12 protein-coding genes and 1 pseudogene are annotated in these 12,419 nt (G+C 50.5%); 11 read left to right on the top strand and 2 right to left on the bottom strand.

What is annotated here, in order from left to right:
* Positions 1-14: 14 nt before the first annotated feature.
* The 9 genes and pseudogenes from KB236_07615 to KB236_07575 all read left to right on the top strand — a co-directional run bounded on the left by KB236_07615 (position 15) and on the right by KB236_07575 (position 8,923).
* A pseudogene (locus KB236_07615) lies at positions 15-1,334 on the top strand (putative glycosyltransferase, exosortase G system-associated).
* Positions 1,335-1,378: 44 nt separating this feature from the next.
* Positions 1,379-2,932 carry a hypothetical protein gene (locus KB236_07610; GenBank protein UIF28414.1) on the top strand — a complete coding sequence of 518 codons (1,554 nt, stop codon included), beginning with the start codon at positions 1,379-1,381 and terminating at the stop codon, positions 2,930-2,932.
* Between the two features lie 137 nt (positions 2,933-3,069).
* Positions 3,070-3,618 (top strand): hypothetical protein, encoded by a 549-nt coding sequence (locus tag KB236_07605; protein UIF28413.1) that lies wholly within the window; start codon positions 3,070-3,072, stop codon positions 3,616-3,618.
* Between the two features lie 273 nt (positions 3,619-3,891).
* Entirely contained in the window at positions 3,892-4,638 is a 747-nt protein-coding gene (locus tag KB236_07600; protein ID UIF28412.1) for an acyl-phosphate glycerol 3-phosphate acyltransferase, read from the top strand.
* Positions 4,639-4,641: 3 nt separating this feature from the next.
* Positions 4,642-5,463 (top strand): glycosyltransferase family 8 protein, encoded by an 822-nt coding sequence (locus KB236_07595; protein ID UIF28411.1) that lies wholly within the window; start codon positions 4,642-4,644, stop codon positions 5,461-5,463.
* A 13-nt stretch (positions 5,464-5,476) separates the two neighbouring features.
* Positions 5,477-6,424: a glycosyltransferase family 8 protein gene (locus tag KB236_07590; GenBank protein ID UIF28410.1), complete on the top strand. Its 948-nt coding sequence runs from the start codon at positions 5,477-5,479 to the stop codon at positions 6,422-6,424.
* Positions 6,425-6,445: 21 nt separating this feature from the next.
* On the top strand, positions 6,446-7,393 hold the full coding sequence (locus KB236_07585) for a glycosyltransferase family 8 protein (GenBank protein UIF28409.1): 948 nt from the start codon (positions 6,446-6,448) through the stop codon (positions 7,391-7,393).
* A gap of 1 nt (position 7,394) precedes the next feature.
* Positions 7,395-8,288: a 1-acyl-sn-glycerol-3-phosphate acyltransferase gene (locus KB236_07580; GenBank protein ID UIF28408.1), complete on the top strand. Its 894-nt coding sequence runs from the start codon at positions 7,395-7,397 to the stop codon at positions 8,286-8,288.
* Positions 8,289-8,323: 35 nt separating this feature from the next.
* Entirely contained in the window at positions 8,324-8,923 is a 600-nt protein-coding gene (locus tag KB236_07575) for a TetR/AcrR family transcriptional regulator (GenBank protein ID UIF28407.1), read from the top strand.
* Positions 8,924-9,009: 86 nt separating this feature from the next.
* Here the strand turns inward: KB236_07575 and KB236_07570 are convergent, their stop codons facing one another.
* Together KB236_07570 and KB236_07565 are read right to left on the bottom strand one after the other, a co-directional pair.
* Positions 9,010-9,855, bottom strand: coding sequence for an alpha/beta hydrolase (locus KB236_07570; GenBank protein ID UIF28406.1), 846 nt, complete (start codon positions 9,853-9,855; stop codon positions 9,010-9,012).
* Positions 9,852-10,280 carry a MarR family transcriptional regulator gene (locus KB236_07565; protein UIF28405.1) on the bottom strand — a complete coding sequence of 143 codons (429 nt, stop codon included), beginning with the start codon at positions 10,278-10,280 and terminating at the stop codon, positions 9,852-9,854. The genes KB236_07570 and KB236_07565 overlap by 4 nt, the downstream gene beginning before the upstream one ends.
* A 157-nt stretch (positions 10,281-10,437) precedes the next feature.
* On the opposite strand from KB236_07565, the gene KB236_07560 reads away from it, so the two are divergent.
* Entirely contained in the window at positions 10,438-11,163 is a 726-nt protein-coding gene (locus tag KB236_07560) for an ABC transporter ATP-binding protein (protein ID UIF28404.1), read from the top strand.
* Positions 11,160-12,380, top strand: coding sequence for an ABC transporter permease (locus tag KB236_07555; protein UIF28403.1), 1,221 nt, complete (start codon positions 11,160-11,162; stop codon positions 12,378-12,380). Before KB236_07560 ends, KB236_07555 begins: the two co-directional genes overlap by 4 nt.
* Positions 12,381-12,419 lie beyond the last annotated feature (39 nt).

Here is a 12,419-nt window from a genome sequence, read left to right as displayed (position 1 = left end):
TAACCTTGGCCCAGATGGGATTCTGGATTACCTGGGCACTGATCCCCATTGTGGTGGAAATTATTCCGTCGTTAATTTCGGCCATGCGATTGTTACGGCAGAGCAAGCACCTGAAGCAGCTAGAAGCACCGGCGAAGCTCCCCTTTATCTCCATTATCGTGCCGGTCTACAACTCCGAGGCGACTCTTTTTGCCTGCCTACAGTCGATTAACGATTCCACCTATCCGAACCGTAACATGCAGATTGTGCTGGCGGACAACCAGAGTACCGATGATAGCTTTGGTGCCTACGCCCGGGCACAGAACCATTTTAATTTGAACATGCAGTTGATGCGGACGGCGCAGGGAAAGGCCAAGGCGTTGAACGGGGCTATTTATCAGTGTATCGGGACCTATGTCATCAATATTGATAGTGACGGGGTGCTGGAGAAGCATGCCCTGATGAATATGGTGCTACAATTCGAAAATGACATCGACCTTGCCGCGCTGACGGGGACCATTTTAACCCAGCGATCTCAAATCAAACGCACCAAGAGCCGGTGGCTACGGTTTCTCCAAAAGACGGAATACTTTGAGTACGCGCAGGCCTTCCTTTCCGGTCGAACGATCGAGTCCAATAAGAACGAGCTATTTACCATGTCCGGTGCCTTCTCGGCGTTTCGTAAGTCCACGTTGGTCGATACGTTTATGTACAATACGGACACGGTGGGCGAGGATACCGATATGACCTTTCAGGTACGGCAACGGCTGAAGCAGAAGGTCATGCTGTGTGCCAATGCCATCTTCTACATTGAGCCACTCGCTAGTCTGGAACAACTCTATAAGCAACGACAGCGGTAGATGCGCGGTGAGCTGGAAGTTTCTAAGGAATACATGCACCAGCACGCCACGTTGGGCAATTTCTTCAACAATTTTTTGGTGCGCCGCATGATGATTGACCACACCTTCGTCTTTCCCAAAATGATCTGGATGTTTGCCAGCGTTGTGCTGCTGTTCTTCCGGTACTCACCGGTGGTTTTAGGCCTCTCCTACGTAGTAATCTATCTGCTGTATGTCTTTGTCTCGCTGGTCAATTACGTCAGCGTTGAGCGCCTTTTGCTACGTTTTCCAGACGAGTTACGATTCTATCGCAATATTCGCTGGGTCGTCTGGTCGTTGCCACTGTACAACTTCTTCGTCTCGTGGATTCGGCTAGTGGGTGTGATTAATTCCATGTCGCTTCCTGGTGTCTGGAACACGAGTACCTTCGCGGCCGAAGCGCGAGCGGCTAAGCACGTGGTGGGCAAAGACGCCCATTATTTGCGACAGAAGAAGGGGAGCGAGTGGAATTCGTGACCGCCCGTGGTTCTATGCAAAAGGAGAAACGTTAGGAGGAAGCCATGGATCATCAGTTATTTAATTATGGTAACCGATTCATTCGGGGAATATTCTACTTTTTCTTTGGGCTGACCACTTACTTCGCCATAACTTCGGCCAATCTCGTTCTGGGCGATAACGCGCAGACGGGCTCGGGCACCACAATTGTGACGGCGCTTGCCCTGATTGTTGCAATTGCGGTAGTGTTGGTGGGCTTTACCTATCCACGTGTGGCCCACGGCTTTAAATGGCTGTTCGTGCAACATCAGGCGACGACGGCCACGCTCTTACTGATTGCAGTCGTGGCTTGGCAAATTCTCTTCGTGATGTGTGTCCATCCAGCGATTGGCTTCGATGTGGACGCCATCCATCAGGCGTTGCACAATCCTAAGGCCATCAACACGATGTCTTACTTTAGCCAAAATGCCAACAACTTACCCATCTTACTGGTTCAACACGCGTTAGCGCAGACTTTTCGGACGACTTCCTGGCTCTTTTTCGATGGCGTAACGTTAGTCTTGACGGATCTGTCGGCCATTTTTAACATCTTAAGTGTGGCGGTGATTGACCGACGAAAGGTGCCCACGGCCCTGTATGTCCACGCTGGTTGGCTGGCGCTATTTCCCATGATCATCGTGCCCTACACCGATGCGTGGGTTTTGCCGTTTGTTTCGGCCTATGTCTTTTGCTACTGCGTGATGAGCTACAGCCACTGCCACTGGGCACTCAAGTTGGTGGCCGCGGCTGGATTGGGATTGAACGTCGCCGCGGCTTACTTCATGAAGCCCTCGGCGATCGTGGCGTTGATTGCTATCGTTTTAGTGGAAAGCCTTCAGCTGATTCGACGGGAGTATTGGCAACGGCTCACCCGGCGTCACGGATTGCTCGTGGTGGCGCTACTCCTAATAAGCGGTGGTGTCGGTGGCGGGGTCTACATGGCCGGCAATCACGTGCTGGCGACGCAGACGTATATTCGGATTAATACGGCGCGATCGATTCCCGCGGTCCATTTCATGAGCATGGGAATCTCCGGCGACGGGGGCTATAATGCTAAGGATGCGTTGAAGATGGCTCAACTGCCGACGAAACAGGCCCGGTCCGATTGGTCGAAGAAAATGTATCTGAAACGACTGAAACAACGGGGATTCTGGGGTTATTTGGCCTTTCTCGTCAAGAAGCAGCGCAATAACAGCGCAGATGGGTCCTTTGCTTGGATTAAAGAAGGTCATTTCATTCTACACGGTACGAAGCCCCAGGGGACGGGGGTTGCCCGGGGATTACGTGAATTCGTCTACTTGTATGGGACACGGCTGGGAGATTTTCGCTACTTGGCTCAAGCTTGGTGGATTATCTGGTTGTTGATGATTTTCTTTGGCTGGAGTGATCAGCATAAATTCACGCAGGTCTTGCGGCTCACTATTGTCGGGGCATTCATGTTCTTACTGATATTTGAAGGTGGCCGGAGCCGGTATCTCATCCAATATTTGCCGGCGTTTCTGATCCTGGGAACCTTGTCATTTCGGCGGTCACTGACGCTTTTACGACGACTCTTCAGCTGGGTTAAATTACCAGGTTGAGCGGTCAACCAAAATAATGGCCCCTCATCATGGGGGCCATTATTTATTTTTTTATACGGTCGTTTAGGGGGCATCTGGTGTATACTGTTTGCGTACCGAGAACACAGACATCATATTCCTGGGAAGGAGTTTTATTGATGAAAAAGCAAGTATGGTTATTGGCGCTACTGGCGGGGTTAATCTTCGGTGGCGCAACCCAAGTGGCGGTTCCCACGACGGCTCACGCCAAGGCGCAGCGCACGCTGACGGCCTATCCGAAACGATTGCGGGGAACCTGGTACCACTACGACGGACAGGGAAAGTATGACCGGGTGTCCTTCACCGCGAAGAAATGGCGGACGGTCGGTTATGACAACAATCAGCGTTACGCGAGCACCTTGAAGTTACATCAACGTCCGATGAGCGCCGATGCCGATCAGGTTGTCCGGCATCCTAAGTGGGTGGTTGGCCTGAAGCTTCGGGCGCGGCACGCCAGTTGGATTGACCTGCGGGGCTGGAACCAGTCGGCTGGTGATGGCACCTACTACAAGGTCGCCAACAAGTACTACCGCGGGCAGAAGCTCCGGGTGATGAGCGAAGCGGGTGGTGGGGGCCTCTGGGTCATCCAACATTATTACCCCTCTAAGCACGTGGCCAAGCAGATGAAGGATCACCGGTTCCCCGGCGAAGTCTATTACGCCTCATAAGAATAATGATTAAGCGAGTGGTCACGATGGCGGTGACCACTTTTTTTTACGGAAAATCCCGGTTCACACGATGATGCCCCGGACTGGAACGAAGCTAGCCGCGACCGAACAGGTTGTCCTATGGCGGCCATTTCGGCTATCTAAATTTACGACGCAGATTTTTTCCAAACACTTCTTTTGCGAAAAAGGGGCTTGCATTCTTAAAAAGATGTGCTATATTGAAGTTGGTAATTGAGCACTCACTTAATTTTTGAGAGAGAAGGAGGGATTGCCATGAGAACACGAGTCTATCGTAGTTTTCACGATGATTTTGTGACGAGTCGTCATCAGGATTGGCAGTTACCCACCAACTATGAGTGGCGACCGGCTGGGAAAAGTTGGCAACGACGTTTGGTCCGGGCAACCGCCAAGACCATCAGTTACTTCTATTGCCGGTGGGGGCGGGCAATCACGTTTAAAAATGCTTGGCGCCTCAAAGCAGCGGGTCAGCAAGGATTCGTTCTCTATGGGAATCATACACAGCCAACGGGAGATGTCCTCATTCCTTATTATCTGGGCAATCATCACACGGTGAATTTTCTCGCCAGTCCAGCCAATCTTGGTATTCCAGTTATTGGGCCGGTAATCGATCGGGGAGGGGCGTTGCCGACCCCGCAGACACTGCATCAGTTGGGACGATTCAATCGCGCGGTCGTTGCCAAATTGAAGGCGGGGGACTGGGTGATGATTTATCCCGAAGAGCACGTTTGGCCATACTACACGGGAATTCGGTCGTTCAATCCGGGTGCGTTTCACTTTCCCGTGGCGGCTCAGGTCCCAGCCTACTGTGTGACGGTGACTTACCGTAAGCGTTGGCACCGGCGGCCGCGACTCGTCGTTTATCTAGATGGGCCGTTTCTACCAGACACCAGTTTATCGCCCAAACAACAGCAACGTGTGCTGCAGCAGCGGATTCAGGCGCAGATGGCCAAGCGCGCGGCGACCAGTGACGTTCAATATGTAACTTATGAGGAGGGATGAAGGATGAATATTCTTTACTGTGGCGACAGTCGAATGAAATCGGGATTGTTGATTTCGATTCTGTCGTTACGTAAGCAAGTCCGAGAGCCACTCAATATCTATATTTTAACGGCTTCCATGCAAAGTGACACCCAACGATTTTACCCGTTATCCGCGCGAACGACCGCGGAGCTGGATGACCTTGTTAAGCAGACTAATCCGGCTAATCAGGTCATTCGAATCGACGTGACCGCGTTGGTTACTACCAATCCACCAACGGCCAACCGCGACACAATCTTTACGCCGTGTTGCATGCTACGCCTATACGCCGACCAGGTGCCGGAATTGCCAGATAAACTCTTGTATCTGGATACCGATGTGATTTGTCGCTTGAATTGCCAGTCATTCTATCACCAAGACGTGACGAACATTGAGTTAGCAGGCGTGCTCGACCATTATGGCCGGTGGTTCTTCCACCAGGATTGGGAACACTTTGACTACCTGAATTCAGGGGTACTCCTACTGAATTTACGAGAGATTCGCCGCACAGGACTCTTTGCTCGGAGTCGAGAATTGTGCCGGACCAAGGAAATGTTCATGCCCGATCAATCCGCGCTGAACAACTTGGTAACCCGAAAGCGACTGCTACCGCGGCGTTACAACGAGCAGCGACGATTAAAGGCCAACACCGTCTTTCAACATTTCACGACCAGCTTCCGGTTATTTCCGTGGCTCCACACGTTAACTGTTAAGCCATGGCAAGTCGATGATGTTCATCGCAAATTGAAACTTCATGAATACGACGACCTATTAGCTGCCTACCAAAAATTAATTGTGACCTTGTAAGGAGGAGACCATTATGACCCAAACAATTCCTGTTTTCTTTTCAATCAATGATGCCTATGCCCCGTTTCTTTCCGTTGCGCTGACTTCGATTGTCGCGCACGCTGACCCGCAGAAAAAGTATGAGCTGATTGTTCTGTACGAGGACCTGAATGCGGAGAATCGTGAACGACTGGGCCAGTTGGCAACGACGAATGTATCGATTCAATTTGTCACGGTCAACGAGAACCTATTGAAGCAGTTAGCTGGCGAGCACATGAAACTCCGGGGGGATATGTTCACCCTGACCATTTACTACCGACTCTTCATCGCGGCGATGTTTCCCCAATACGATAAGGCGATTTATCTCGATGCCGATGTTGTGGCCACCACGGATTTAGCGGAGCTATTCCAGACCGACCTTGGAACTAATCTGGTCGGCGCTGTACAGGATACGTTTGCCGCCGATAATCCCCAGAGCGTTCGGTACGTGGAGCACCACCTGCAGTTGCCGATTGCCGATTACTTTAACTCCGGCATGATGGTCCTGAACCTTAAGCAGATGCGTGCGGAAAACTTCAGTGAGACCTTTACCCGGCTACTCACGACTTACCACGTAGAATTCATCGCTCCGGACCAGGATTACCTCAACGAATTGTGCCGCAATCGCGTGGTTCACATCGACCGGGCGTGGAACGTCATGCCAACCCAGCAGTCGCGGGTGGTGGCGCCGAAGCTCCTGCATTTCAGTCTTTTTGGCAAGCCGTGGCACTATGCGGATGCCCAGAATGGTCAGTACTTCTGGGACTACGCAGCACAATCCCCGTATTTTGCGGAAATTAAGGCCATCCAACGGACCTTTACAGCTTCGGATCAGGCCAAAGATACGGCGGCTGAGAAGGGCTTGCTAGCCACCTTGAAGACCTTTTCGGAAAAGGATCGTCATGATATACAGCAGTTTAGAAGAGAGATTGCCCGGAATTAAGCCGATTAGGAGGGGATAATGATGACGAAACCGATACCTATTTTCTTAGCCATTAATGATGCCTATGCACCGTTTCTGTCAGTCACCATTGCGTCGATTACGGCGCATGCCGACCCGCACCAAAGTTATGAATTGATCATTTTGTCTGAAGCACTTAGCTCAGAGAATCGTGAACGATTGGGAAAAATGGCCACGGCTACGGTTACCATTCGGTTTGTCCGGATTGACGAACGTTTCATTCATCAGTTGGCGGGAGAATCTCGTGCGTTACCGTGGGCGCAGTTCTCTTTCGCAATTTACTATCGCCTCTTTATCGCCAAGATGTTTCCGCAGTATGACCAGGCCATCTATCTCGATGCAGACTTAGTGGTAACGACGGATCTTGCGGCATTGTTTACTATTGATCTGGGCCAACATCTGGTGGGGGCCGTGCGGGAGAACTTTGCCATCGAGCACCCTCAGAGCCGGCGTTACGTTGAACGACGATTACAGTTGCCGATCGACCAGTATTTCAATTCGGGCGTACTGCTGTTGAATCTCAAGCAAATGCGTCTTGAGAGGTTTAGTGAAAAATTTGTGCACGTCTTAACGACCAATCACCCGGATTTTATGGCACCAGATCAGGATTATTTGAACGAGTTGTGTCGGGGGCGGGTCCTGTATTTAGACCGTTGTTGGAATGTCATGCCGACCCTTAGCTCAAGGAAAGTGGTACCTAAGATTGTGCACTATACCTTGTTTAGTAAACCGTGGCACAATCCCAATGCTCAGAATGCCCAATACTTTTGGGCCGATGCGGTTAATTCGCCGTACTACGCAGAAATTCTGGCGATGCAACGGGCCTTTTCCGCTGCGGATCGTGCTCAGGATCGCCTGGCTGAGCGCCGATTGCTAAAGACGTTGGCGCACTATGCGAACGCTCCTCAGACTGGTGTGCGACAAATCAGAAAAGAAATGGAGTTGATCTAACATGATTATTGGTGGGATGAAGGAAAAAGTTGTTGAAAATATTGAACACGACGCCTTAACCGGCAATCTCAATGCTAAGGTTGAGGTGAATGACCCCACGTTCACAAAAGCTCAACAGCAGGCGGTTCTCCGCCGCTACCTGCGCCGCAATGGAACGCTCACGTACCGCGTCAATAATCAGGTTTCCCGACAGGTTGCCGGACTGGCCACGCGTTACTTCAACCGCCGTACGCGCTTCGAGGGACTGGATAATCTCCAAGGGATTACTGGCGGGGCAATCATTACCAGCAACCATTTTAATCCGCTAGATAACACGGTCGTGCGGCGGATGGTGCAGCGGACCAGTAAGAAGCGGCTGTACATTGTGAGTCGAGATACCAATCTCGAGATGGGCGGGTTCATCGGCTACCTGATGAATTATTACGATACGATTCCGATCAGTGATGACAAGGAGTATGCTGGGCGAATTTTTCCCAAGTTCATTCAGAACGCGCTCGCCCAGCAGCAGTACGTTTTGATTTATCCGGAACAGGAGATGTGGTTTAACTACCGCAAGCCACGACCAGTCAAGCGGGGCGCCTACTACTATGCAGCTAAATTTCAGGTGCCTATCCTGTCGTGTTTCGTGGAAATTCGCGATCTGCCCCACGTGGACAATGCTGAATTCGATCAGGTCAGCTACGTCATGCACGTTTTAAAGCCGATCTTTCCCGATCCGCAGAAATCTGTGCGGGATAACAGCCGAGCCATGATGGCGACGGATTATCAACAGAAGAAGGCCGCTTACGAACAAGCCTACGGTAAGCCGTTGACGTATCAGTTTGAGCCTGGTGACATCGCAGGCTGGCGGGGTGAACGGATGCCCGTTACCCGGGAGACCAGAAAAACGGTATAATTAAAGGCAAATATCTTGAGTGGAGCGACGGAACTATGACGAAAAAAAGTGACCAGCAGCGGCAAAAAATTATTGCGGTCAGTCGGGAACTATTTACGCAGAAAGGCTATACGGAGACGACGACCCGGGAGATTAACGACCGGGCGGGTATTGCGGAAGGTCTGTTGTATTACTACTTTCCTAAAGGCAAACGGCAATTGCTGGATACCATCGTCAGAGAAGGCGTCGATGACCGTGTTCGGATTGCTAAGAATATGACGGTTGGTTGGACCAGAGAGACCATTGAACAGGACGTCGTGGGCCTATTTGAAAAGATGTGGCAACTCTTGGGTGACGGTATCGGTTACCAGGAATTTATTATTACAATTCGCAACCGGGCCATGCTGTCGGATGAGCAGTCGGCGTGGTTGGTGCAATCCTTTGAGAGCGTACAACAGCTGGTGGCGGATAGTTTGTTCGAGATTACCTCGGCGGAAATTACCAAGGAGCGGACGCATCAGCTGGCAATGGCCATCATGGCGACTTTCCAAAAGGTTATCTTTGATGAACTACTCATCCGTAATCGGCAGGAATTGCCGGCGGGGACCCACGCGTTTATCAGTGGGCAGGTTCATCTGTTGATGCAGTTGATTTGAATAGAGATGATAAAAAAAGATGGCGTTCGGCAACTGTGCTGAGCGTCATCTTTTTGGGGTTCGCCAACCAAATATGGTCGGGTTGGTTAGTTGTTGAAAAACTGGATAATTAAATGCGCAATCGTCTGGGCGTGGGTCTCCAGCGCAAAGTGACCGGTATCTAGCAGATCGACCTCAACGTTGGCGTCATCGCGCTTGAAGGCCTCGGCGCCAGCAGGGATGAAGGACGGATCGTTCTTACCCCAGACGGCGAGTAATTTCGGCTGGTATTCGCGAAAATACTGCTGGAATAAGGGATAGTCTTTGACGTTGTTTTGGTAATCAAAAATCAAGTCGAGCTGCCGTTCCGCGTAGTCTGGTGTGTGGGTGTAGGCAATATCGAGGGTGTAGCCGTCCGGGGCGACGCGGTTTGACTGCGTCCCAGTGAGGTATTGTCCCTTGATGGTTTCGGGGGCGAAGGCGTTGCGGTAGCTATCTCGCTTAGCCTGTGTCGGGTGATCCCAGAAGTCTTGCCGGGTCGCCCACTTGCTGCCGAGCCCCTCTTGATAGGCGTTACCATTCTGACTGACGATGCCGCGAATCCAGTCGGGATGGGCTTGAGCGATGTAGTAGCCAATCGGTGCGCCGTAATCGAAGACGTACATGTAGAAAGAATTTAGATGAAGCTTTTCCAGAAAGGCCGTCATGACTTCGCTGAGATGTTGGAAGCTGTAGATGAATTGGCTGTGATCGGGCGCACTGGATTGGCCAAAGCCGGGGAAGTCCGGGGCGATCAAGTGAAAGTGATCAGCTAGTGCTGGTATGAGATCACGGAACATGTGACTGGCCGTGGGGAAACCGTGAAGGAGCAGCATGGTTGGTTTATGCGGGTCGCCGGCTTCTCTGTAGAAAATGTGCAAGTCATTAACTTCAAGTGTTTGATAAGTGGTCATTGTAAGTCCTCCCGAATTTTTTGATTGTTAGCGGTCAATAGTGTCGTCATCGGGGCCTTGTCGGGGCCCATGAGGCGGTCAGTCGTGGCGGTGAGTTGGTCGAGACACTGATTAGCGGTGACTAGAAATGTGGCGCTTGCCGGCGTTAGATCGATGCTGGTCGCCCGGCCCTGAGCCTGCAAGTTAACTAGGCCCTTTTGTGCGAGCGTCTTGGTTAGCCGTGAAATTGTGGATCGTTCGTATCCCAGCTTAGTAGAAAGTTCTTTGATGGTCTGGGGATGGTGATCCTCCAAGGCCATCATAATATAGCTGTAGGCGGGTTTCAGGCCGGTGGGGGCAAAGATCTTATCGGTTAGTTGCTCCACGGACCGCATGTACCGCGCGGCCGTGAAGTAGGCACAGGTCTGGTAGAAATGATGAGTCATGGGTAAGCTCCTCTCTTTACTGTGTATATACACATTAAACCTATTTCAAAAGAATTACAAGTCCGAATTGACAAAAAGACGAGGTGAGTATATACTCACTTTATTGAGTAAGTGATTAATCACTCACCTTTTAAAATTTGTTTTGGGAGGTATTATCATGGGACAAACTATTATTGATTTACAACATCTCGCCAAGAAGTTTGGCGATCAAACTGTGTTAAAAGACATCAACCTCACCGTAAAACCCGGTGAAATTGTCGGATTAATCGGGCCATCTGGTGCCGGAAAGTCAACGGTCATTAAAGTGACGTTGGGGATGGAGGTCGCTAGCGGGGGTTCCGCTACAGTCTTCGATACCACCATGCCCAACCGTGAGTTGCTTGGCCGAATTGGTTACATGGCTCAAACGGATGCCTTGTATGACACTTTATCGGGAATGGAAAACTTGAAGTTCTTCGGCCTCATGAAGGGGATTGCAAAAGCGGATATGAAACAAGAAGTCATGCACGCCGCAGAGGTCGTTGATTTGACGGCTGATCTGAACAAGCGGGTTTCCGGGTACTCCGGTGGGATGATGCGGCGGTTATCACTCGCCATTGCCTTATTGGGTAATCCAGAATTGCTGATTTTAGATGAACCAACCGTAGGGATTGACCCGGCGTTACGGCGCCAGATTTGGTCAGAATTAGGGCGAATTCGTGACGAAGGACGAAGCATTCTAATTACGACTCACGTGATGGATGAAGCCGAATTAGTTGACCGCGTTGCCTTACTCTTGGGTGGTGAAGTGATGGCTTTTGACACGCCGACTACATTGAAACAGCAGTACGGGGTGACCACGATTGAAGACGTATTTTTAAAGGCGGAGGGTGTTGAACAATGAGAACAATAGGAATTATGAATCGGGTACTGAAGGAACTTTTCAGAGATAAACGGACATTAGCGCTGATGTTTATCGCTCCAATTCTAGTGATGTTATTGATGAGTGTGATTTTTAATACCAATTCTTCAACAGACGTCAGTGTGGGGACGGTCGCCGTTTCTCAGAAGCTGAATAAGGAAATGGGCGGTATCAAGCACGTCACGATCAAGTCTTATGACACCAAACGGGATGCCAAGAAGGCCATGAACGATGAAAAAGTCGATGCAATTATCAAAAAGAACGGGCATAACTACAGTCTGACGTACGCTAACACCGATTCCACTAAGACGGCAACGGTCAAGTTAGCCTTTAAAAACGCTTTGACAGCTACCAGCATTAATCAACTAAAATCGGCTTTGAAGCAGAGTACCAAGGCTACAGTCAAGTTGCAGGCGCAGTTACAGGCATTGCAAAAACAACAGGCTGCTGCCAGCACCTCAGCAACCACGACTGGCAATGCGGCTGCTGCCAAAAAAGCGGCCGCGGCCAAGGCCCAGTCAACTAATCACGCCACCAAGAGTTCCAGCCAGTCGATCCCTAAGATCACGAATCACTATGTTTATGGGGATAAGAACACCGGCTATTTTGCCAAAATGCTACCAATTCTGATGGGCTTCTTCGTCTTCTTCTTTGTCTTCCTGATTTCCGGGATGGCGCTTCTGAAGGAACGGACGACGGGAACCTTGGACCGGTTGTTAGCAACGCCGGTTAAGCGGTCGTCGATTGTCTTCGGTTACATGCTGAGCTACGGGATTCTCGCCGTGATTCAGACCATCGTGATTGTGCTGACGACCGTTTGGCTGTTGGGCATTGAAGTCGTTGGTAGTATGGCTAGTGTGGTCGTCATCAACTTAATTCTGGCGTTGGTAGCGTTGGCCTTTGGGATTTTACTATCCACGTTTGCCAACTCTGAGTTCCAGATGATGCAGTTCATTCCACTAGTCGTGATTCCCCAAGTTTTCTTCTCCGGGATTATCCCACTAGATTCCATGGCCGATTGGGTTAAAGATATTTCCTACGTGATTCCGCTGAAATACTCTGGAGATGCCGTTAATTCTGTCATCATGCGGGGGACCTCCATCTTCAACTTGGGCTTCGATATTTCCATTCTGTTGGTCTTCTTGATTGGGTTGACCATTCTAAACGTGGTTGGTTTGAAACGGTATCGGAAAGTTTAACGAAAACTACAGGCGTTTGCTGGTCAGTTCGCGTATAAT

The organism is Levilactobacillus brevis (assembly GCA_021383565.1).
Taxonomy (GTDB): Bacteria; Bacillota; Bacilli; order Lactobacillales; family Lactobacillaceae; genus Levilactobacillus; species Levilactobacillus brevis_B.
The sequence above is the reverse complement of the archived record's forward strand: the minus strand, read 5'-3'. Positions and strand labels throughout refer to the sequence as shown.